At 62.1% G+C, this 21,896-nt stretch carries 16 protein-coding genes, 1 tRNA gene and 1 pseudogene; 5 read left to right on the top strand and 13 right to left on the bottom strand.

The window, feature by feature from the left end:
• Positions 1 to 178: 178 nt before the first annotated feature.
• The 12 genes from EII26_RS10985 to EII26_RS10930 all read right to left on the bottom strand — a co-directional run bounded on the left by EII26_RS10985 (position 179) and on the right by EII26_RS10930 (position 14,070).
• The gene (locus tag EII26_RS10985; RefSeq protein WP_233572724.1) at positions 179 to 811 is read right to left on the bottom strand and encodes a 50S ribosomal protein L25; all 633 of its coding nucleotides are present in this window, start codon (positions 809 to 811) and stop codon (positions 179 to 181) included.
• A 139-nt stretch (positions 812 to 950) separates the two neighbouring features.
• Positions 951 to 1,910, bottom strand: a complete 960-nt coding sequence (locus EII26_RS10980) for a ribose-phosphate diphosphokinase (RefSeq protein WP_124889211.1) — start codon at positions 1,908 to 1,910, stop codon at positions 951 to 953.
• 14 nt (positions 1,911 to 1,924) lie between these two features.
• Complete coding sequence (gene glmU, locus EII26_RS10975; protein WP_233572723.1) at positions 1,925 to 3,331, bottom strand: bifunctional UDP-N-acetylglucosamine diphosphorylase/glucosamine-1-phosphate N-acetyltransferase GlmU; 1,407 nt, start codon at positions 3,329 to 3,331, stop codon at positions 1,925 to 1,927.
• A 54-nt stretch (positions 3,332 to 3,385) separates the two neighbouring features.
• Positions 3,386 to 3,459: transfer RNA gene (locus tag EII26_RS10970), tRNA-Gln, on the bottom strand.
• 226 nt (positions 3,460 to 3,685) lie between these two features.
• On the bottom strand, positions 3,686 to 5,464 hold the full coding sequence (locus tag EII26_RS10965; RefSeq protein WP_124889203.1) for a DEAD/DEAH box helicase: 1,779 nt from the start codon (positions 5,462 to 5,464) through the stop codon (positions 3,686 to 3,688).
• Between the two features lie 192 nt (positions 5,465 to 5,656).
• Positions 5,657 to 6,988, bottom strand: a complete 1,332-nt coding sequence (locus EII26_RS10960; RefSeq protein WP_233572722.1) for a B12-binding domain-containing radical SAM protein — start codon at positions 6,986 to 6,988, stop codon at positions 5,657 to 5,659.
• Positions 6,970 to 7,545 carry a thermonuclease family protein gene (locus EII26_RS10955; protein WP_124889202.1) on the bottom strand — a complete coding sequence of 192 codons (576 nt, stop codon included), beginning with the start codon at positions 7,543 to 7,545 and terminating at the stop codon, positions 6,970 to 6,972. The genes EII26_RS10960 and EII26_RS10955 overlap by 19 nt, the downstream gene beginning before the upstream one ends.
• Complete coding sequence (locus tag EII26_RS10950; RefSeq protein ID WP_158612288.1) at positions 7,538 to 9,973, bottom strand: putative bifunctional diguanylate cyclase/phosphodiesterase; 2,436 nt, start codon at positions 9,971 to 9,973, stop codon at positions 7,538 to 7,540. Before EII26_RS10950 ends, EII26_RS10955 begins: the two co-directional genes overlap by 8 nt.
• A 190-nt stretch (positions 9,974 to 10,163) precedes the next feature.
• On the bottom strand, positions 10,164 to 11,222 hold the full coding sequence (locus tag EII26_RS10945) for a P1 family peptidase (RefSeq protein WP_233572721.1): 1,059 nt from the start codon (positions 11,220 to 11,222) through the stop codon (positions 10,164 to 10,166).
• Complete coding sequence (locus tag EII26_RS10940) at positions 11,207 to 13,042, bottom strand: C69 family dipeptidase (protein WP_124889200.1); 1,836 nt, start codon at positions 13,040 to 13,042, stop codon at positions 11,207 to 11,209. Before EII26_RS10940 ends, EII26_RS10945 begins: the two co-directional genes overlap by 16 nt.
• A 112-nt stretch (positions 13,043 to 13,154) precedes the next feature.
• Positions 13,155 to 13,619 carry an ImmA/IrrE family metallo-endopeptidase gene (locus EII26_RS10935; RefSeq protein ID WP_233572720.1) on the bottom strand — a complete coding sequence of 155 codons (465 nt, stop codon included), beginning with the start codon at positions 13,617 to 13,619 and terminating at the stop codon, positions 13,155 to 13,157.
• A 28-nt stretch (positions 13,620 to 13,647) separates the two neighbouring features.
• On the bottom strand, positions 13,648 to 14,070 hold the full coding sequence (locus EII26_RS10930) for a helix-turn-helix domain-containing protein (protein ID WP_124889198.1): 423 nt from the start codon (positions 14,068 to 14,070) through the stop codon (positions 13,648 to 13,650).
• A 352-nt stretch (positions 14,071 to 14,422) separates the two neighbouring features.
• On the opposite strand from EII26_RS10930, the gene EII26_RS10925 reads away from it, so the two are divergent.
• Together EII26_RS10925 and EII26_RS10920 are read left to right on the top strand one after the other, a co-directional pair.
• Positions 14,423 to 18,004: a translocation/assembly module TamB domain-containing protein gene (locus EII26_RS10925; protein WP_124889197.1), complete on the top strand. Its 3,582-nt coding sequence runs from the start codon at positions 14,423 to 14,425 to the stop codon at positions 18,002 to 18,004.
• Positions 18,005 to 18,018: 14 nt separating this feature from the next.
• A complete protein-coding gene (locus EII26_RS10920; RefSeq protein ID WP_124889196.1) occupies positions 18,019 to 18,876 on the top strand; it encodes an SH3 domain-containing protein in 858 nt (285 codons plus the stop codon).
• A gap of 126 nt (positions 18,877 to 19,002) precedes the next feature.
• Here the strand turns inward: EII26_RS10920 and EII26_RS10915 are convergent, their stop codons facing one another.
• Entirely contained in the window at positions 19,003 to 19,656 is a 654-nt protein-coding gene (locus EII26_RS10915) for a Crp/Fnr family transcriptional regulator (RefSeq protein WP_124889195.1), read from the bottom strand.
• A 140-nt stretch (positions 19,657 to 19,796) separates the two neighbouring features.
• Between EII26_RS10915 and EII26_RS10910 the strand changes: the two genes are divergently transcribed.
• The 3 genes and pseudogenes from EII26_RS10910 (at position 19,797) to EII26_RS10900 (ending at position 21,884) form a co-directional block, all read left to right on the top strand.
• On the top strand, positions 19,797 to 20,984 hold the full coding sequence (locus tag EII26_RS10910) for an MBL fold metallo-hydrolase (RefSeq protein ID WP_124889194.1): 1,188 nt from the start codon (positions 19,797 to 19,799) through the stop codon (positions 20,982 to 20,984).
• A pseudogene (locus EII26_RS13570) lies at positions 20,915 to 21,142 on the top strand (rubredoxin); the annotation flags it as partial. The gene EII26_RS10910 and the pseudogene EII26_RS13570, both read left to right, overlap by 70 nt.
• A gap of 55 nt (positions 21,143 to 21,197) precedes the next feature.
• A complete protein-coding gene (locus tag EII26_RS10900; RefSeq protein ID WP_124889193.1) occupies positions 21,198 to 21,884 on the top strand; it encodes a DUF2249 domain-containing protein in 687 nt (228 codons plus the stop codon).
• Positions 21,885 to 21,896 lie beyond the last annotated feature (12 nt).

The raw sequence follows: 21,896 nt of genomic DNA, 5'->3' as shown, positions 1-21,896 counted from the left end.
GCGCAGCGGCATAAGCGACCGACACAGCATTTTCGGCCCAAAAACAAGGGCCGAAAAGGGCTGGTCGTCTGACCCCGCCGACTGCGCGACAACTGTGCCGCGCAGCGGCATAAGCGACCGACACAGCATTTTCGGCCCAAAAACAGGGGCCGAAAAGAGCTGGTCGTCTGCTTAACTACTAGGCCTCTTCCTCGTCGGCCTTGGCCGCCTTCCCCTTGGCGACGACCTCCACCTCCGCGGACTCCTCCTCGCCGGAGGATTCCTCCACGCCCCTCGGGACCACGATGATGGCAACAACCTCATCCGGGTCCGCCAGGAGCGTGACGTTCTCGTCCACGGAGAGATCCCGGACGTGCAGAGCCTCTCCAAGCGTCAGGGCGGAGACGTCGACATCGATACTCTCCGGGATGCTCATCGGCACGCTCTCGATCTCGAGCTCGTGCACGCTTTCCAGAACGCCGCCATCCTTGAGCCCGGGCGAGTTCTCGCGCCCCTGAATCCTCACGGGGACCTTGACCGAGATCTTACGGCCCCGAATCAGCCGAAGAAGATCGATGTGGACCAGATCGCCCGTCAAGGGATCGCGCTGGGCCTCGCGGATGATGCACATCTCCTCCTCGCCGGAGGGGAGCTTGACCGTCAGGCGTGTCGCCTCCCAGCGTCCCCTGGCGATAAGACGCTCAAGGCTCTTCGATGCAATCTTGCCCATCACGGGCTCCGCCACCTCGGGGCCATAAAAGACACAGGGCGTCCAACCGGCCTTGCGCAGACGCCGGTTCTCCCCTCTGCTGCTTTTTGCTCTGGGCTCCATCACTAACGTTACTCGCTCAGACATTCACCACAACTCCTTCTTGATGCTCTATAATCGCTTTCCCCGCGGCAGGGCCGGCGAGGGAACAGCCCTAAAAAAAAGCCCCGAAAGACGAAGCCCCTGAAAAAACGAAGGGACCTCACCGGTCGAACAGACTGCTGACGGAACGGTCGCTGTGCACCCTCAGGATGGCCTCCGCAAACAGGGGCGCGATGGACAGCTGAAGCACCTTGTCCGAACGTTTGGACTCCTGAAGGGGGATCGTATCGGAAAAAACCAGCTTCTCGATGTCGGACTTGGCAATACGGTCCATCGCGGGCCCCGAGAGCACCGAGTGAGTGGCGCAGGCGTAGACCGTCCGGCATCCGCGCTCCTTCAGCCCCGCAGCGGCGTTGCAGATCGTCCCCGCCGTGTCGATGATGTCGTCCACCAGGACGGCCGTCTTTCCTTTGACCTCGCCGATGATATCCATGACCTCGCAGAAATTGGCCACCTCGTAGGAGCGCCGCTTGTCGACGATCGCCAGATCCGTCTTGAGCATGACCGCGAAGCGCCGCGCCCTCACCACGCCCCCGACGTCCGGCGAGACCACGACGACCTCGCCGCGCTGCAACTCAGGTTCCAGCATTTCCTTGAAGTAGGAGGCGAGAAGGGGCATTCCGGTCAGGTGATCGACGGGGATGTCGAAAAATCCCTGGATCTGTCCCGCATGCAGGTCCACCGTGATGACGCGGTCCGCACCGCTCTGGGTCAGAAGGTTGGCGACGAGCTTGGCGGTGATCGGCTCGCGCGGCTTGCTCTTGCGATCCTGCCTCGCGTAGCCGAAGTAGGGAACCACCACGTTGATGCGGCTGGCGGAGGCCCTCTTGAAAGCATCGATCATGATCAGAAGCTCGAACAGATTGTCGTTCGTCGGCGAGGAGGTCGGTTGGACGACAAAGACGTCCGCCCCACGAACGCTTTCGTCGATGGACAGACCGATCTCTCCGTCCGAAAAACGATAATGACGGGCCGCCGAAAGCCGAACTCCCAGCTCACTGCAGATGCGCTTGGCAAAATCCGGATGCGCCGTTCCCGAGAAAATTTTGAGATCCTTCAAACCCGACACGGTTCTCAGCCTCCCTGTCGTTCCAGCTTCTTCCTACGGGACGTCCAGCCCTCGACGTTGCGCTGTCTGGCTCGCCCCACGCCCAAAGCGCCCTCGGGGACGGGCTCGGTGATCACGGAACCCGCGGCGGTGGAGGCGTCGTCCCCCATCGTCGCGGGAGCCACGAACATGGTGTCCGAGCCCACGAAACAACGGTCGCCGATCGTCGTGGGGTGCTTGCTCTTGCCGTCGTAATTGCAGGTTATGGTCCCGGCCCCGATATTGACGTCCTCCCCCAGCCGGGCATCGCCCAGATACGAGAGGTGCGGGACCTTGCTGTTGCGTCCCACCGTCGTCTTCTTCAACTCCACGAACTTTCCGGCGAAGGCCCGAGACTCCAGGCGAGACCCCTCCCGGATATAGGCAAAGGGCCCCGCCTTGGCGGCATCGCACAGCTCGCTGTTCTCCAGGACCACGTTCGCGATCAGGACGACGTCCCGGCCCAGGACGGCGTCGGTCAGGATGCAGCCCGGACCGATGAAACAGTCCTCGCCGACCCGGGTACGTCCCCATATCTGAACGTTCGGCATCACCCGGACCCCGGGGGACAGCTCGACATCGGGCCCGATCCACACGGCGGAGGGATCCATAATCCTTACTCCCCGCTCCATCCACCCCAAAGCGATGCGGTCGCGGAGGATCCTCGTCACCCCTGCCAGTTCGGCCTGAGTGTTTACGCCCATCATCTCCTCCTCGGGCATAGGGAGCGCGCGAACGCGCATCCCTTCTCCAGTCATCAGGGAGATGACGTCGGGAAGGTAGTACTCGCCCTGTGCGTTGTCGTTGCCGATCCTGTCGATGACCCGCGCCAGGGAGGCGGTGGCGAAGAAGTAGCAACCCGCGTTGACCTCCCTGACCAAACGTTCCTCGTCCGAGGCATCCTTGTGCTCCACGATCCGCACTCCGCCGGGAGAACGCACGACACGTCCGTATCCATCGGGATTGCACGCATCGAAGGTCAAAAGAGTTCCGTCGGCAGGGTCCTTCCGACAACGATTCAGAAGATCGTTCAGGGTCTCCGGCCTCAGGAGCGGAAGATCGCCGTTGAGCACGAGCAGGGAGTCGAATCGCTCCCACCAGTCACGCGTCACCTTCACGGCATGCCCCGTGCCCAGCTGCTCCCGCTGCCATAGGGTCTTCACATCAGGAAAGCTGCGGAGGTATTCCTCGACCTGCTCCCCTCCGCTGCCCACCAGGACGGCCACCTCATCGGCCCCGCATCCCAGCACGCTTCGAAGGAGATAACCCAGCATCGGCGCGTCCAGGATCGGATGCAACACCTTGGGAAGCCCGCTCCTCATCCGAGTGCCTTTTCCCGCAGCCATAACGAGAATGCCCAAGCGCAAACCCATCTCGTCCGTCCACCTCGCCATTCCGAAACAAAAAACAAGGGGGCCTCCCCCCTGCTTTCCATCGTTTGTAATTTTTGGCTGGGGTGGCTGGATTCGAACCAACGATGGCGGAGCCAAAGTCCGCTGCCTTGCCGCTTGGCTACACCCCAAAATCAAGAACGACCGCAGGAGACCGTATATCTCGTCCCCAAGCACCGTATTATTGCTCAAAGAATCGGCCTCGTCAAGACGCGCTTTGCCTTCGGCTGTGGCTCGATGCCTCATTGAACCTCACGCCGGCCGTCCCTAAACCGACTCGGATGCCTAAAAGGTTGAGTCTTTACCGCGCCGGCCGGCAAAGAAAAAACGGGGAAGCGCCATCGCCCCCCGTTCGAATCAGTCCCTTCCGCTACGGCCGTAGCGTTTTCTGGGTTCGGCCCCTCGGCGGCCCCGATCGTAGCGCGGCTCCTCCTCGGGGTAGAGTCCCCACCGGGCCAGTCCGGCGCGCCCCTGCTCCAGACGGGCCAGGGCCAGAGGCAACAGCTCGACCATGACGTGATCGTCCCTCAGGCGGATGGCTCCTACCTCGGCCCGCTCCACCTTCAGCGCCGTACAGAGCGCGTTCAGAATGCGTCCCACGTCACGTGCTCCGCCCTGACTGCTGCGCATGCGCGTCATCGTGCCCTTGGGCCTGGCTCCCGGGCGCCGGCTCGTCTGCGGCGCGTAATCGCCCCGGGAGCCGCGGCTGCGCCGATCGCGCTCTCGCTCCAGGTCGGTGCTGATGTTGTATCCCTTTGCCGTCCGGGAGTTCAGTGCTCCCAGCAGCTTGGCGACCAAAACCTTGGGCTCGGCCCGCTCCAGCAGATCCTCCGCCCAACTCAGGTACGCCGCATACTCCGCATCCAGGGGCGCGGAGAGCAGCTTCTCCTCGGCTACCTCACGCTGGACCGCGTGGATACGTTCCAGGCTGGGGACATCCTGCCACTCGACCTGCATCTGTGTGGAGCGCAGCATGGTGCGAAAACGCCCCGCCTCGACCGGAGAGAGCAGGATCAGATTCGTCCCCTCGTGTCCCGCTCTGCCCGTACGCCCGCTGCGGTGCACGAAGGTCTCCCTGTCGTCGGGAAGCCCCAGCTGAACGACGTGGGTCACTCCCTCCACGTCCAGCCCTCGGGCGGCGACGTTCGTCGCCACGAGGCACGGCATGGAACCCGACTTGAAGGAGGCCAGAACGGCGTTGCGTTCGCGCTGGGTCATATCGCCGTGCAGCGCAGCCGCATTGAACCCCTCGTCCTGAAGCCGCTGAGCGATCTCGATGGATTCCATACGGGTGTGGCAGAAGATCAGACTGCGCTTGGGGTGCTCCCAGAGCAGGATGTTCACCAGCCCCTCGAAGCGGCGGCGAGAGGGAATCATGTACACCCGATGGAGGATGTCCTCGTGCTGCTCGCCCTCCTCGACCAGAGTCAGGGTCATGGGGTCTTCGAGGTAGCGATTCGCCAGGGCTCGGACCTCGGGCGGCATCGTCGCGGAGAAGAGCCAGGTGCGGCGTTCATTCGGCAGGGCATCCAGAATGGCCTCCAGCTCCTCACGGAACCCCATGTCCAGCATCTGGTCGCCCTCGTCCAGGACGACGCACCGGATGTTTTCCGTCCTGAGGCTGCCGCGCTCGATGTGATCACGCGTGCGCCCGGGGGTCCCAACCACGATCGCCGCGCCCTCCCTCAGAGCCCGAAGCTGGGGGGACATCTCCAATCCCCCCACCAGGGAGACGACGGAGACGTCAAGGTAACGGACCAACCACTCCGCCTCTCGGGCGGTCTGCTGAGCCAACTCGCGCGTCGGTGCCAAGACCAGAAGGTGCGGAGTGCGCTCCGAAGCCCGCATGTCCTGAAGCAGGGGCAGCAGAAACGCCAGGGTTTTTCCCGACCCCGTCCGGGCCCTCACGATCAGGTCGCGCCCGCGCCAATCCGACGCCAGCACCTTGCGCTGTACGGGAGTTGGGGCATCGAACCCCTTCTTTTCGATCGCCCGAGTGAGCTCGTCCCTCAGGCCGTAGGCGTCGAACCCGTCCTCAACGCCCTCGTCGTCCCGGCCGTAGCTCTCCAATTCCCGGTATTCGTCCCTCTCGAGCTCGTCCTTTTTCAAATCCTTCTCGTTCAAAAAATTGCTCATAAGCGTCCAGTATTCCTCCGAAAATAAACCGGGTCCATCGCCCCATCCTTCACAAAAACGGCGGTCATCCGGCCCCGAAAACTCAGAGGAGGAAGACCGACAGGTCTCCCTCCTGTTAAGACTTAATGTCCATCCCTATAATTATTGAGGTATTCATTTCCAAAGTCAATGCTTTTTGAGAAATAAGTAAAATTACCCATCCTCCATCCCGTCGGACGAACGGCGTCGTGCCCGATCCCTAAGCGACTGAAGCGATTCCGGAGCCATCGTCCGCGCGACGTAAGGGGCGTATAGGGTGTTGTTCTGCAGCAGGGGTTCCTTGCCGATCTCCGGCGTCAACCTCAGAGCCTCCCCAAAAAGAAGGCTTCCGGGGATGGGCGAGAACTCCGCCAACTTGGGGTATCCGCCCAGGGCCAGGACGAAGTCGACGGCCCGCTCCACATCGCGGAGGTCCTGGCCGGGAAGCCCCACGAGGATATAGGTCTCGATGTCCTCTTCGACGTAACCGGCCCGGAGCAGGTTGCAGACCGCCCGTTCGTAGTCCCGGGCCCCGGCCTTTTCGGCGCTCTGGCCTCGAGTGTACGCATCCACCCCCTCCAGACTCAGACGTATCGTCCGAAACCCCGTCTCGAAGAGCTCGGAGCAGCAGCGCTCGTCCAGGCGGGCGACGTGGAGCCCGTTGGGCGTGTGCAGACGCAGCTTGGGAAAGTGTCCACGAATGTGGGCACAGAGAGGATAGAAACGGCGTTCCGGGTTCACGAGCAGCGCATCGTCGTAAAATGCGAGGTCGGTCATGGAGAGGAGGCCCATCTGTTCGCCCAGATCTTTCAGGACCTCCTCCATGGGACGCTCCCGAAAAGCGCCCCAGAGCACTCGAGCCGCACAGTAGCTGCAGTGCATGGGACACCCCCAGGAGGTGATGAGCACCCCGTACTCCGGTCGGTCGTAGAGGTCCATCGCGGGTCCCCCCAAGGACAGGGGCAGCGGTTCCGTCTGCACGAGGTCGGCGCCGGAGCTCAATGCATGCTCCGGACAAAGCCGGGCATAGGCCCCTCCCAGAAGGAGCGGAACGGAGGGAAAGGCCTCTTTCAATGCACGAATCACGGAACGGACTCCGGGATACCAATAGGTCATCGCCCCGGTGACCAGGACAAGGTCCGGCGGCTCCACGTCGGCGAGCCGCCGCCGGAACGCCTCCTCTCCCAGACCGAAGCGCCAGTAGCGGCGTGGAATGTGGGCCAGGGGGCCGGGTTTCCGGAGGGGCTCCCGAGCGACCTTCCAGCGGCCGAATGTTCGGGGTGCGGTCCGGGCCTCGTAAAGGCAATCGATCAGCTCCACGCGATTTCCGCGCGACCGCAGCCACCCCATCAGGCTCAGCAGGCCGACGGGCTTGGACCAGAGGTCGAACCAGGCGAAATCGCATACAGGGGGATTGACGCCCAGGATCCGGCGTCCCGAGAGGGCCCTGAGAAAAGGGGAATGATCGCCGCCCGCAGCCAGGAAGCTCAGCGTTTTAGACCCCACAAGCCGCGCCCCGCCGTCCGTGCCTCGGTTTGAAAGACCGTGAACAGGTCGGCATGACGCACATTGGGCTGAACGGTCAGGAGGCGTCCGTACCCCTCCAGCAGCAGACGGGCATTGAACATCCCCCGCCGCACGGCCTCCTCGCTCCTTCCGGGCTCCTCCAGCCAAACGTAGGCCAGGTGCCGCCGGTAACGGTCCAGAGGCGCGACGTCGTACTCCAGCCATACGCGACGCCCCAGGAGCGACCGCTTGGTGAAGTCGCTGGCCTCGCGCCCATAGTACTGGACGGGCTTGCGGGGATGGACCGTCTCGGGCGTATCGACCCCGATCAGACGAACCCTTCGATGATCCCCCGACACGTCCACCACCAAGGTGTCTCCGTCGACGACGGTCGCGACGGTCCCCTCCAGAAAGTCGCCGGTGCGCTTCTCCCAATATTCGATAGTGATCCCCAGAAGCAGAAGCGCCAGGAATACCGCCAACCCTTTGGGCCCCAGGGACACCAGTTTCCTCGGGGAGAGGCGCCGAGGAAGTATGGAACGCCGTTCTCTAGACATCCGTATCTCCCGCTTCACGGGCACCAAGGGCCTTCAGACACGTTTCGAGGTCCATCGGACGATAATACAAGTAGCCCTGACCCAGGGGACAACCCAATTCGCCCAAAAGGCGCTCCTGCTCCTCCGTCTCGACGCCCTCCGCGACGACGTCGACCCGGAGCACCTCGCTCATGCGCAGAATGGCGCGGATGAGGGTCCAGTCCTCCTCGTGGGACCCGATCCTCTGGACGAAGGACTTGTCGATTTTGAGTTTTCTGACCGGGAAATTCTGCAGGTAGGATATGGAGGAGTTGCCGACCCCGAAATCGTCGATGGCCATGGTGTAGCCCTTGTCCGTCAGGCGCACCAAAGCGCCTCGGCAGTTCTCCATGTCGGCGATGAGCGCCGTCTCGGTGATCTCGAGAAGGACGTCTGAGGGAGAAACTCCTCTTTTCTCGATAAAATCCCGCAGCATGGACTCGACGAGGTTGTCCCGGAAGAGCACGGGGGATACGTTCAGGCTGAGGTAGATGTCCGGAACAGCCCGCTGGAGCTTCAGAAATTCCTGGGCCGTCAACCTGAAAAGGAGCGCGGACAGGGACTGCATCATCCCGGTCTCCTCGGCCATGGGGATGAAGTCCTCGGGACTCATCGGCCTGCCGTTGGGTCCGACCCAGCGCACCAGGGCCTCGACGCCGCGCACCCGTCGGTTTCGAATCTCCACGATCGGCTGAAATACGATCCTGAAGCTCTCCTGAAAAATTGCGTCACGCAGCCAGTTCTCCATCTCGATGGAGTTGACGTTGCGCGTCCTCAGGCGATCGCTGAAGAAGAGGACGCAATTTCGCTCCCTCCGCTTGGCCTCGGCGGCGGCGAGGGCCGCCCCGGAGATCGTCTCGTCGATCGTCCCGTTGTCGCGGGGCATCATGATTCCGACGCTTCCGGACAACATGAACTTTCGGTCGTCAACCAGGAAGGGTTCCTCCAGGGCGCTCAAGAGGCGATGCGCCGCCGCCTCCGACTCCTCGGAGTCGACGACGTCAAAGGAGACCACGGCGAACTCCATGCCCCCCAGGCGGGCCAACTCCTCGTTCGGGGCCATCGTCCCCCTGAGCCGACGGGTCAGTTCAACCAGGACGGAATCCCCGGTGCTGACGCCGAGCGCCGCATTGATGCGCTTGAAATCGCGGACGGCAAGGACGAAGACGGTCGGCGACCGGCCATAGAGCTCCGCCTTGTCGGCCAGAACCTGCCGCAGTCCCGAGCGGTTCAACAACCCCGTGAGGACATCGTGACAGGCCATGAAGGACAGCTGTTCCTGGCTGCTCTTCAACTCGGAGATGTCGACGAAGGAAGCGTAGTAGAGGGGTTGGACGTCTCCCTCCTCCCGAGGCGCCATGCCGACGCGCATCAGCAGGATCGAGGGCGTCCCGTCCATCTTGTGGATGCCGATCTCCTCCGAAAAGCTGTCCTCGTTCTCAATTTCCGCATTTTGGATCCGGCGCGAGAGACGGTCCCAGAAGAAGGGGCCGCCGAAATCGGCCAGGCTGATCCCCTCCCGATGTTCCGCACCCAGGATGTCGAGGGCCGCCTGATTGATCTCCGTGATCCGTCCCTCGCCGTCAAACGTCAAGAGCCCCGCCAGGCTGTTTTGATGCAGCTCCTGCACCTGTTCCAGCCTGTCCTGCCCCTCCCGGATTGCGGACTCGACATCAAAGAGCCAGTCGCGCTGGGCATCGAGCCGTTTCGATAGACCCGCGTTGGCGGCCTCCAGCCTTGCGTTGGCATCCCGGAGGTCCAGGCCCATCACCCATAGGATGCACCCCAGCGGAGACATGATCAGAAGGATATAGAGCGCCGAAAGAAGGGGCTTGAAAAAGGTTTGCGCCAGGAGGTGTCGCACCGTTCCCTTGCCGACATCGACAAGCACCAGGTACGGAACGCCGCCGGGACTGGAGAAGCGCTTGCACAAAGAGCGATATTCCCCCCATTGATCCTCGTAGCTCAGATAGGACGCCTGCCCGGAATCATAGACCCGGGCCAGGGGTTCGGGAATGTCGTCGTAAGGATAGAAATACCATGAGCCCCGCTCCCTCGCCTCTTTCTTGCTCACGGTAGGGGCGGAAAAATAGAACCTGCCCCCGGATCGCACCAGAGTCTGGGCGTAGCGCAGCCCCTGAATCCCGACGAATTCGTTGATCCGTTGCCGATTGAGGAGTTCCTCCTCGAGCGCAATCGATCCGGGAGCCACGGCCCTGTCGTGAAAATCCGGGGACAGGAGCAACGGCACCAGATCCGCGGCGACCGCGAGGCGATCGTCGATGGACCTCAGAACGGCATCCCTATCCTGAATCCACATGTGACGATAATAGAGGTACACGCCGGCGACAAAAAACAGGAGGCTGACGGTAATCCACTTGAAGCGAGGTCGTACCAGCTGCACAGTCATGAACATCCACCATTCCCCGACGACACAGATTCATGGAGAAACCGATTTCCTGCCCCAAAGAGAAAGGAACCGCACCTCAAGTTCGTCCATACAGGATATTTCAAAAAGTCCCTCAGGGCAAGGGACGACGGCGGAGGAATGCGAATCCGACGACAAAATCCGATCCGCGACAGGCGCTCGCCGCCACGGATCAAACGCCCTCGAGGCCGGGGAGAAGTCCGGCCAGCCCCAGTCTCAGGTGTCCGTCGCGCCCTCTGAGGTCCTCCGCGGCGGCAAGCGCATTCAGCACGCTCTCCTCCGTGGCCTCCACCGCCGCCTTGAAGAAGGGGTCGATGTGGTCCTCGTGCAGAACGCGAAGGGCGATCGTCCCTCCGGGAGGGGCCTTATGGGGAATCCGCGCGGAGGTCGACACGGCCAAGGCGATGTCCCCGCTGCCGTCCCCCACGGAGGAGCCCGTTCTTCCGATTCCGATGAAGCTGCGCCGGGCCAGGCGGGCGAGCTGACGCGAATCCAGAGGAGCATCCGTTGCCAGGACGATGATGACCGACCCGCTCTCCCTGTCCGGGGCCGCCTCCGTCAACGCCCTCAGTTGGGGCCCGACTCGACGTCCGGAAAGAATCAGATCCTCCATCCTCCCGAAGTTGGCGTTGACGAGCGCCCCGACCACAAAATCGTGCCCGGAGAGCGCTACAAGCCGCGAAGCGCTGCCGATCCCTCCCTTGAGATGGAAGCAGGACATGCCCCGCCCCGCTCCGACAGCCCCCTCGGCGAAGTCCGCAGCAGCGGAATCGATGGCCGAGTCCAAATGTTCCCGACTCAGCCGCGCCTGGCGGGCATCGTTCAGGAAACTGTCGTTGCACTCGCACACCACGGGATTGACGCTGCCATCCGTCGCGCAGATCTCGGGATGCTCCTCCATGGCTCTGCGGAACAGGGCATCATAGAGGGCGCCGGCGCTCGAGACGCCCGTCAGAACGATAGGCGTCTCGAGCGTCCCCTTCTCCTGAAGCTGAATCAGCCCCATGCTCTTTCCGAAGCCGTTGAAGACCGCCACCCCCGCCGCGAGCTTCTCCCGAAACAGGCTGCCCGGCGCCGGCACCACGGCGGTCACGCCCGTGTGGACGCCCCTATCGGGGGCGTCCAGGGTGCAATGGCCGACCCGAACCCCCGGAACGTCGGTTATGGCCCCGCGAGGGCCGGAACGCATCGTTCCGACCGAAAGGCCGAGGTCGGCTATGCGCAATCGCACGCCGACCGCCCCCCGCCCGCTCGAGCGACTTGGGCGGAACTCTTGCGAATGTGGACCAGAGCGCGTGCGGCACGCCGCGTCCCGGACCGGTCCTCCAGGGCGATCCACAGGTCGGTGAGGCAGGGGACGGCGGTCCTGAACCAGTCTCCGCCCCGGAAGGTCAGCCGGAGCCCTCCGTCATCCTCCGACGCCTCGGCGGCCACGGACCAGCGCGACGGAGCCAGGTAATGCGGCCCACACAAAGTCCTGTCGAGGAGCACCTCCGAGGCATTCGGCCCCGCGCCCCCCCCCTTCACCCGAAGGACGAAGGGCGCCTCGGAAGCGTCCGCATCCAGATCCCCGACAAGCTCGGCATCCAGGATGCCGAGTCCGTCATACAGCGCCTTCATCTCCTCCGCAGCCCGGGCCATCCACGTCTCGACGGCCCCGTTCAGCATGGACGCGGCCTGGACGGGATCGGAGCGAAAACAGTCCCGCACCCTGGAATCGAGGTCCAGAAGCTCCTCCCCGAACCGCGATTCGATCTCCAGGATTCCCTCACGGACCTTTGAGGCACGCGCTCCACCTAGGATGTCGGCTGCAGCCTGCAGGGCCGTATGGCGGAACCAGGGCGTGTCCGCGCAATCCATATCGGAGGCCGGTACGGCGAAATGCGTCGCCAACGCCTTCTCGGGATCAGAGGCGCCGCAGCCGGGGGGTACGGAGGTGATGCCGAAATACCAGGGAACGTAAGGCGCAAGACATGGCCGTCCCAGAGCTCGGTGGATGAGGATCATCTCGGGCTCCTCACGTATCTGGACAATGTTGCTCTCGAGCGTCGTGGAGGCGCATATCGGACGCGTGGCCATGAAGTGCGGCGACGCACCCCCCGAGACGTCCGACGAGGTCCCCTCGAAATGCGTCCTCAGGATTTTCTTCACCGTTCGGACCCCGACGGGACGCGGGGGACGAACCGAGAAGGGCAGCTCCGCACCAGGCTCAAGCAGATGCTCCATGTCCCGCTCGAGAAGTATCGAGAGCCCTCGGACATGGCGGTGGACGTTGTGCGGCACGCCGCGCGAGTCCGGAGCCTGATAGGCCAGGGCGAAATCGAAAGGTCCCCGGGAGGGGTCGTACCAGCCGCGGGAGCGCGCGTATTCCACAAGCTCCTCGTACCCCGGCGCATGGGGATCCGCATCCCGAATGGTGTAGTGGTTGGGATTGAGGTACACCTCGTCGTCCGGCACGCGCTTCACCGCATAATGTTTGCCGTGGACGACCTGAAGCACCCAAATCTCGTTTTTGTCCGCAAAGTGGTAGGAACGGCCGCTGCTGGCATATCCGAACCGGTCCAGCAGACCGGCCGCGAGCTCCACGGCGTGGGCGGCGCTCCGGGCCCCCTCGGACACCAGACGACGAATGCCGTAGCCGACCCCGCCGTCCGTCAGCTCGGGGCGATCCTCCCGAGAGGCCGTACAGTTGTCGCTGCACAGAACGACACCGTGGCCGTTGACGAAGAAATCACAGAACGAGGCCCCGCCGTCCGGCACGAACGGACGGGCCTCGGACCAGAACAGACGCGCCCGTGCCTCCGTCAGGGGCAATTCCGCCATGTCGGGCTCGAAACGGATACCCCCCTGCCTTCGCTCCAGGCTCGGCACGAGGTGCGTGCGCATGACGTACCGGCCTCCGCTGTCCTCGTTGTGGCCGACGAGCACCTCCCCGGTCTCGGAGGCGTCCCTGCCGACCAGGACCGTGGTGCAGGCACAGGCGGGACGGACGCTCGATCCCATCCGGAGAAAAAGAACGAGGAAGGAAAAGAACAGCACTACAGACAGCATCGATCGACTCTCCTTAGTGTGGGGCTCCCCTCCCCGTCGCGAGGATGGTGCAGGGGGGTGCCCAAAAATTCAGGTCTTTACGGCATTCCGTTCCCGGATCCATCAAGCCCGCCTACCGCATGGGAACCGGTTCACACCCCAACCGCTCCAGCCGGATTCGCATGGCTTGCTGCGACACGCGATAGCGACGGCAAAGCGTGCTCAGGGACAAGCTGTCGCGGTCGTGCCGCAGCAGAGAGGCGGGCATCAGGAGCTCGGAGGCGAACTGGTCGGCCTGGCGTTCCTGGACGGGATCCCGAGGATCTCCGATGCGACCGACGGGGTCGTGCCGAAGGAGCAGATGCCCCAACTCGTGAGCGATGGAAAAGCGGGCTCGGCCCTGGGCCATGGCGGAGTTGACCAGCAGGATCCCCTTGCCCTCCCGGACGATGAAGAGCGCCCCAAAGGAATGGCAAGGCTGAGTGTAGACCTCTATTCCCAGCCACTCGCAGATCACCCCCAGGTTGACCGGAGGGGCCTGCATCAGGGGAAGCGTCGCATCCAGCAGCGACCGCACAACGTCGTCCTCGCTCGGCACCGGTCCGAACGCGGAAAGCCGGTTCGCCCTAAAAATTGCCGCTGACGCGCCGGGCCTTGATGGCATCCGCGGCATACCCCAGAGCCAGCTTCAGGCTCGTGGCCAGAAATTTCCAGTCCTCATCGGTGTAGGAGTCCGAATCTCTGACAAAGCTGCGCAGGTACATCCCAAGCTGAGGGTCGCTCTCCATAGCCTTCAGGACGAAGGCTCTCGCACCTCCGTCGAGTTCGCGCTCGTCCGCCGCGCCATCACGCTCCACGCCCAGGAGGTCTCGGACATCGCAATAGAGCGCCTCCGCAATCTCGGGAAGCATATCCGCACTCGGCCCCTTGACGTTGGCCTCGATGCGGCTGATGTTGGCCTGCGTCACTCCCAGCCTCCGGGCCAGTTCCTCCTGGTTCATCCCCAATTCCCGCCGGCGGGCTTTGATGTTGGCTCCGATTGAGCTCATCCCTGTCGCACCTCCTTTCCCTCACAAAACGCTTCGCCCTATCCCCAGGCGCAGTCCGTGCAGGATCGCCTTGAAGTTTATTACAATATAACATGAAAGTTTTATAAAATTATCGACTGATTTTTGGATTTTTTGTCCGACCGCCACTCGAGCCCCTCCCCTCTCAATTCCTTCATAAATTTAGGGATTACCGCGGTTGGATTTTATAGCCTCTCATCGTACAATACCCACCGAATCGAACGGGCCCGGTCGCCTGCGGCTTTCCGGAGACAATACGCCCCCGCATGTTCACGAGTGCGGCGTCCATGCCCGCCACGAACTCTCGAGACACCTTTGAAAGGAAGTGGACTCCATGCGTAACGGACCTCCCAAACCGCCAGTGCGTCCCCGTCGGCGCGTGCGCAAGCTTCCCCTCGTCCTGATGAGCATCGCCCTCGTGCTCGGCATTGCGGCCGCCATCCTCTCGTTCATTGACATCGGCGGACAATCCGTCCTCGATATGGCTCAAAAAGCCGTCAAGGAAGGAACCGGCATGATCCTCTCCGCCGCGGGAGTGAGGGGCAACCCGATCCGGGGATACACGTTCGCGGACATCGCCCTGACCGCCGGCAATGGAGAGAGGATCCTCTCGGCAAAAACCCTGTCCGGACGAATCAATTTCTTTTCCCTGCTGAGGGGAGCCCCCCGACTCTCGGTGCTCTCCGTCGGGGGAATCGCGATGGATCTGGACCAGTTCATCGCGGAGATCCAGCGCATCGATCTGCCCGAGGGCGGAGGGGACTCCGAGGTGCCCATCGATCGCGTCAGCCTCCGCAACAGCCGGTTCACCTCCAGATGGGGAACCGTCGACGTGGACGAGGTGGGGGCGGACATCCGGGGCACCGACATGGCCATCGATGCCGCGGGGACGGTCAACGGCATCCCGGTCCGGGGTACCGCGGACCTGGACGTCCGGGGCGGCTCTTTGTCCATCAACAAGGCCGAAGTCGGCTTCGGCAAGGCCAAAATCCTGGCTACGGGGGGCCTTCAGCCCGTCTCCTCCTCCGACAGCACGACGACGATGGACCTTCAGGGCTCGGTCCGGGGACTGGACCTGAAGGAGCTGAGCGCACTCTGGCCCGCGTTCCTCGAGTCGGAGGACTTCGACGGCTCGGCCAATCTGGACCTGGAGGCAAAGGGGACCTCCGACACGCTGCGGCTTTCGGGAACCTTGGACTATAAGGGAGCGAAGCTCGGAGGATACCCCGTGGAGCGGTTCGGCGCGCAGCTGCGCTACGCCGACCAGAGGCTGACCCTCAACGACATTCAGGGTTCCGTCCTGAGCATCCCCATAGATGGGGAGCTCGCCGTCGCCATGCGCCCCGGTCAGCGTCCCTCCATCATGGTCAGGCTCCAGGGACGCGACGCCTCCCTGGAGGATCTCGGCAAGACATTTCCCACCCTGGCCGGCATGAGGGGGAAGGTGTCCGACTTCACGGCAAACATTCAGGGGCCGACCGATGCGCTGAACGGGGTCGTATCCCTCTCGGCCCCTCGGATCGAGCTCGAGGGCAAGGGAATCTCCGACCTCGCGCTGCAGGTCAAGCTGGCCAAGAGCGACAGGGCGACGGTCAACGGAAAGTTCCTCTTCGAGAAGTCCCAGGGCTACATTCAGGGCACCGTCGCCTCCCTGCCGGCGAGCCCGCGTCTCGATCTCACCGTCAAGCTGGTCGAGCTCGACGTGACGCGCATCGCCGATCTGATACCGGATTCCGAAAAATACGGACTGGCCGGCAAGATCAACGCTACCCTGGGCATCAAGGGCCCCCCCTCCTCCCCCGCCCTGGTGGGGACCCTGCAAAGTCCTTCCTTCAAGGCTCAGGGCTATACGCTGGTCAATCCCTCCGTGTCCTTCGCCTACGCCAAGGACGTCCTGACCCTGCAGAAGAGCAGCGGCACCCTGGACGGTATGCCCATCCAGCTGACGGGGACCATAAAGGGGCTGATGTCCAAGGCACCGGCCATCGACATGAGAGCACAGCTTTCCATGTCGCCGGATTCCCTCAAGGCCTACGTACCCGATATCGCGAACTATAAGCTCAAGGGCGAGATCCGCGCGGGAGTCAAGATCGAAGGCAAACTTCCCGCCCCCAAGATCAGCCTCGTGGCCACCTCCCCCGCCCTCTCCGCACTCGGGAACGTGAGCGTGAAGAACCTCGAGGTATCCACCGCTCTGGGCGGAAACCTCTTGAAGTCCGGCAGGATCAATGTCGCCATCAAAGCCGAAAGAGCCGCTGCCAGCGGAGCCGCCCTTTCCGACATCTCCGCGGAGGTCGCAAAGGAGGGACCGGTCGTCACTCTGACCTCCCTTTCCGCTCGAAGCGGTCCGGGGACCCTGTCGGGGTCCGGAACGGCGACGTTCGACGGCAAGAACTCAAAACTCAACCTGAACTTCGACCTTGACCGGTTGGAGCTCGCTCCTTTGGCCGCGGCCTCAGGCGCCGATCTCAAAGGGGCCTTCAGCGGAAATTTGAAGCTTTCGGGAAGCCCGGAGGCTCCGGAGCTCTCCCTCAAGGGACAGTCCCCGGCCGTCACGGCCCAGGGCGCCGTATTGTCCCATTTGGCGCTCGACCTCTCGGGCACCCCAGAGGCGATGAAGCTCAACGCCTTCAAAGCTGAGGTGGGCGGGGCCCCCCTCACCGCGACCGGGACGATACGGACCTCCCCATCGGTCGCAGCGGACATCGCCGTCCGCGGCGACGGACTGGACCTTGAAGCTCTGACCGCCGGCTACCCGGACTTGAAGGGACAGATCAAGGGCAAGGCCGACCTGACCTTCAACCTCTCTGGGTCGGGGAAGGGCAGCAGAGGAACGGGTGTCCTTTCGGCGGCCGCCGTCGAGGCCTTCGGCCTCAGACTGTCCAACGTCAGGCTGCCACTCTCGCTGGAGGGAGATGCCTTCAAGTCGTCGAACGGTACGCTCGACCTCTATGGAGGAAGGGCGAAAAACAACCTGACCTTCGATCTGAAGACCCTCAAATTCTCCGACACCATTACGGCGAGCGGGGTTGACGTCAACGCATTGGCTCAGGATGCCTCGGGGGGCCTGGGCGGCAAGATCACGGGTCAGGGGAGCCTCTCCCTCAAACTCTCGGGCAGCGCGGGGAAGGCCCCCGGCTATATCGGAACCGGGCAATTCACCCTGGGGCCGGGAGGGGTCAGCGGGTTCAAGGGACTGGACGTCGCTACCCGTCTCTACGGCGTCAATGCCCTCCGCTACACCAAGGTCTCCGTCCCCCTGGAGATCCAGACGGGCCGGCTTATCCTGAAAAAGGGGGCCGTAGCGAACGCGCCCGACGGCGATCCGCTCTATCGTTACGCTCGATTGGCCGAGGACGGCACCATCAAGTTCGACAAGACCCTGTACCTCATGCTCGAGGGCAACGTCAACTTCCAGCTGCTCAACGCACTGGCCGGGGGAGCCCTTGGCGGCGCGGGCGCCCTGCTGCAGGGCGGCGCCAAGCAGCTGACGACGGGGGCCGGATTCGAGGGGCTCCTTAAAGGAGCTCTCCAGGGCGGGCGACAGGGCGGAGCCGAAGCGGACTTCCGTGACGTTACGGCCAAGGTCTCGGGGAAGGCCGAATTCCCCTCCGTCTCCCTGGTCAAGGTGGGCCCCTCCTCGCGCCCCCGACAGGAGGCCCCTGCAACGACCAGTGCCGACGTACCGACAACGGAGGCCCCCAAGAAACGCATCGAGGAGCAGATCACCGACACTCTGATCGACGCGCTCGCCCCCAAAAAGCCGCAGCCCGCCCCCGTGCAGGAGCAACCCAAAACCGAGGAGGCGGTTCCGTCCTCCTCCGAGCCCGAGCCCCCGGCGCCCTCCATGGAGGAACAGCTGAAGCAAAGGGTCGGAGATGAGTTGAAAAAGGGCCTGGAAGGCCTGTTCAAATAATCGGGAGGTTACAGATGAACAATCAGACCAAACAGAAACTGGACGAACTCAACGAACTTCGGCAGCAGAACTACATCTCGGAGGAGGAATACGCTGCAGCCCGAGCCAACATTCTGTTCGGCGCGGGATTCGACATCACCCCGAGGACCGACTCCGCCCCCACCCCCTTCTATGCCCCGCCGCTCAAGGAGAAAGAGGAGAAGAGCGGATGCGGTTGCCTATTCGTGTTGCTCATCCTCCTTATAGTCCTGGTCGGCGGCGTTTTTGCAATGCCCGACGACCTCCTGAAAAAGCTCCCCGGCCTAGATGGGATCCTGGAGTACGAACAGGTTCAAACCGCGCGTCAAACGCTCCATCGTTTCATCGACGATCTGCTGGGCGGTCAAACGCAGGAGTTGCCGACCCCGATCTCGCCGGAAAGGAACTCCACGGAGCCGGCGATCGCAGTGCCCGAGGTCGGCCCCGAGAAAAGCGACCTACCGGAAGCGAGGTCTCGGAACGCCTCCGAGAATTCTGTCCCGACCGCCTCCCTCTCCGTGACGGCAGAGCCGCAAGCGCCGATAGAGGAGGAGACGCCCTCTCCCGATCTTTCCCAGGCAACCGTCGGCGCCAAGGGAGAACTGCCGGATATGGATATGGAGCCCGTCAAGAGCAGCGTTTGGGGCAACTCCGTCCGTATCCGTTCCACCCCGGATCGTTCCGACGACGGCAACATCATCGGGCGTGCGCGCAAAGGAGAGTCCTTGACCATTCTGGAGGAGATCACGAACGAGAGCGGGATGAAGTGGTACCGTGTCCGGATGGACCACGGCGACCGTGAGGGATGGGTCAGCGCCAACCTGGTCAGGCCGGTCAAGCAGGAGAAGAAATAAAGGGAACGAGCCGGAAATACAGGCGCCCCGCGCCCTCGTTTCGGGGGAGCGGGGCATTTTGTGTCCATCGGCGCCATATTTCTCCGATATCGGCCGCCCCGGTTCGGAGGGAGACAGACTATCCTTTCACGTGCCGAGCCGGATCAATCTGAAACTGTTTTTATGGAACACAAGCATTCCCTCATCGCGCATACGGCACAACTCCTTGGACAATGCGCTGCGGTCGAGATTCAGGTAATCCGCCATTTGCTGCCGGTCGAACGGTACGGCAAACTCGTTGCTCCCGTTCTTCAGCGCCTGGGCCGACAGGTAGGTCAACAGCCGACCGCGAACGGTCTTCGCCGTCGTGCAAAAGATTCGTTGGGACAGCACAAGATTTTTTTGCGTGGAGATCGCCAGAAGATTTTGAAGCAGCTTGGGATACCACGTTTTGCCGTAGTTTGCGGCGTTCAACAACACATGCAGATCGATGAACAACACCACGGACTCCTCGGCAGCCACCGCGTCGACCATCATGGGCTCCCCGCACAAAGCGTAAGTCTCCGCAAACACCTGACCGGCCTCTATGTTGCCCAAGATGCTTCTGTTTCCCCACAGATCGCTGTTTTCGATATGCACGCTGCCGGAGCGGACGACGCCGATCTCATGAACTCTGTCGCCGGAACGAAAAATCGTATCTCCCCTGCCGTATCGCCGCTCGCGCATGCAGCGGCAAGCCAACATGGCCTCGAATTCCTTGTCGTCAACGTTGCGGAAAGCGGCAGAACAATATTCCTTCATGCTTCTCTCCTTCGTTGTTTTAACCACCGAACCATCGGGATGATTCTACTACAATGAATCCCGAGAAGGAAATTGCGCGCGACGCTCAGGCAGCCATCGGCCGGTACCCGGGGCCGCGCTTGAAAGTGGGAGGTGCAGGCATGAAAAAACAGGTCAAGAACAACGTCAGCTGGGTCGGCTACATCGATTGGGAGCTGGACAGTTTTCATGGTGACGATTATTCCATCATAAACGGGTCCAGCCAGAACGCCTACCTCATTGAGGAAGAAAAAACGGTTCTGATCGATACGGTATGGGCGCCCCACAGGTTCGAGTTCGTCGAGAACCTCAAGAGGGAAATCGACCTGAAAAAGATCGATTGCATCATCGCGAATCATGGTGAGGTCGACCACTCGGGCGCTCTGCCCGCTCTGCTGGAGGAAATCCCCGGAACGCCGATATACTGCACGGCGAACGCGGTAAAGAGCCTCGAGGGGCAGTACGGAAAACGAAACTGGAATTTTCGTGAGGTCAAGACCGGCGACACGCTGGATATCGGCAACGGCAAGCAGCTCGTATTCGTCGAGATGCGGATGCTGCATTGGCCGGACTCGATGGCCACCTACATGACCGGCGACAACATCCTGTTCTCGAACGACGCTTTCGGCCAGCACTTTGCGGTAGGGGAAATGTTCAACGACAAGGCGAATAAATGTCTGCTTATGAAAGAGGCCATGAAATATTACGCCAACATCCTCAATCCTTTCTCTCCCCTTGTGGCAAAGAAAATTAACGAGATCGTCGGTCTGGACCTTCCCATCGAGATCATCGCGCCCAGCCACGGTGCGATCTGGCGAGAGAACCCCCTGCAGATCGTGGAGAAGTACGCGCAGTGGGCCGACGCCTATCAGGAGGATCAGATCACGGTTTGTTACGATACGATGTGGGAGGGCACGGCGAGGCTCGCCCACGAAATTGCCGACGAGATCGCAAAACAGAGCCCCGAAACGGTGGTCAGGGTGTTCAACGTGGCAAAGACGGACAAAAATGAAGTGATGACCGAAGTCTTCAAGTCGAAAGCCATTATCGTCGGCTCTCCCACGGTCGGAAACGACATCCTCTCCAGCGTCGCGGGATGGCTCGCGTTCCTCAAATCGCTGAAATTCAAGAACAAGAAAGCGGGCGCATTCGGCTGCTACGGATGGAGCGGCGAAAGCGTCGGGATTCTGAAAGAGAAGCTGAGCGAAGCCGGTTTTGTTGTCGTGGACGACGAAGTGAAATCGCTCTGGAACCCGGAAGAGGGGGATTTCGCGAAGGTTCCCGCTTTGGTCGCGAGCGTGCTGAGCTGAAGGGACGGATAGGGTTACAAGAACACGAAAAATACGGGTGCACCGTTTGCGATTATGTTCATGACGAGGTGAGGGGCGATCCCGATCACGTCATTGCCCCCGAAACAGGCATTCAGAACATGCCCGAGGATTTTGAGCGCCCTTTTCGCGGCCTCGGGAAGGATGGATTCGAGAAAAAAGTCTGTCCGATTTTTTCAGGAAGGAGCCGTAGACATGAGTTTCGAGACATGGAAGGACAAGACCGGGGATTTTCAAAAAATAGACGTCCGGCACGTTCAGGGAAACTTCTTTCCCGGACTGCAGAAGAGAGCCGCGGCGCTCGCCATCGGCGAGGGCTTCGAGATCATCCAGACCTTCGAGCCGCATCCGCTGTACGACGCGATGGAAAAACTCGGGTTCGAGCATCACACCGAGCAGACGGCGGAAACCGAGTTTCACATCTTCTTCTACCGGGTAAAAGAGGGGACCGTGGACGAAAGCGCACCGTTCCGCCCGGTGGCGCTCCTCAACTATCCGATGATCGATGAAAAACTCGGCAAGATCGCCGTCGATTTCTGGGAGACCACCTGGCAAAGCGACAGACGGACGCTGCCCTATGAAATGAGACTGCTCCTCTCGCTCGCCAATGCCGTCGGTGCGGGACGGATGCGTCAAGCTGCGCGGGAGCTGGTGAAGGCCTATATCTACGGGCTTGGCTCCGAGGCGCTGGACGATGTGTTCGAGCTTCTGGCGTGGAATCAGGGGCTGGGATTCTTCAGCTCCGAGATCGGCCCCTCTCCGCTTTTTCAGGCTTACAAGCTGATCAAAATGCAGGAAAAAAAGGGTACGGCTCGGGAGGAAATCTGCACCCTGCTGAAGGAAAAGTTTGGAGAGAAGAATCCCGAGATTCAGGTGATCTGAAATGCTCCGCTC

The sequence above is a fragment of the Fretibacterium sp. OH1220_COT-178 genome, assembly GCF_003860125.1.
In the GTDB taxonomy this organism is placed as follows: domain Bacteria; phylum Synergistota; class Synergistia; order Synergistales; family Aminobacteriaceae; genus CAJPSE01.
Note: the sequence above shows the minus strand (reverse complement) of the source record. Positions and strands in the feature narration are given on the sequence as shown.

Excerpts from the sequence above, each read along its gene's own strand:
- EII26_RS10915 (WP_124889195.1), bottom strand. The coding sequence starts at position 19,656 with ATGAAGGAATATTGTTCTGCCGCTTTCCGCAACGTTGACGACAAGGAA.
- EII26_RS10950 (WP_158612288.1), bottom strand. The coding sequence starts at position 9,973 with ATGACTGTGCAGCTGGTACGACCTCGCTTCAAGTGGATTACCGTCAGC.
- EII26_RS10925 (WP_124889197.1), top strand. The coding sequence starts at position 14,423 with ATGCGTAACGGACCTCCCAAACCGCCAGTGCGTCCCCGTCGGCGCGTG.
- EII26_RS10900 (WP_124889193.1), top strand. The coding sequence starts at position 21,198 with ATGAGTTTCGAGACATGGAAGGACAAGACCGGGGATTTTCAAAAAATA.
- EII26_RS10940 (WP_124889200.1), bottom strand. The coding sequence starts at position 13,042 with ATGCTGTCTGTAGTGCTGTTCTTTTCCTTCCTCGTTCTTTTTCTCCGG.
- EII26_RS10955 (WP_124889202.1), bottom strand. The coding sequence starts at position 7,545 with ATGTCTAGAGAACGGCGTTCCATACTTCCTCGGCGCCTCTCCCCGAGG.
- EII26_RS10965 (WP_124889203.1), bottom strand. The coding sequence starts at position 5,464 with ATGAGCAATTTTTTGAACGAGAAGGATTTGAAAAAGGACGAGCTCGAG.
- glmU (WP_233572723.1), bottom strand. The coding sequence starts at position 3,331 with ATGGCGAGGTGGACGGACGAGATGGGTTTGCGCTTGGGCATTCTCGTT.
- EII26_RS10920 (WP_124889196.1), top strand. The coding sequence starts at position 18,019 with ATGAACAATCAGACCAAACAGAAACTGGACGAACTCAACGAACTTCGG.
- EII26_RS10985 (WP_233572724.1), bottom strand. The coding sequence starts at position 811 with ATGGAGCCCAGAGCAAAAAGCAGCAGAGGGGAGAACCGGCGTCTGCGC.
- EII26_RS10910 (WP_124889194.1), top strand. The coding sequence starts at position 19,797 with ATGAAAAAACAGGTCAAGAACAACGTCAGCTGGGTCGGCTACATCGAT.
- EII26_RS10930 (WP_124889198.1), bottom strand. The coding sequence starts at position 14,070 with ATGAGCTCAATCGGAGCCAACATCAAAGCCCGCCGGCGGGAATTGGGG.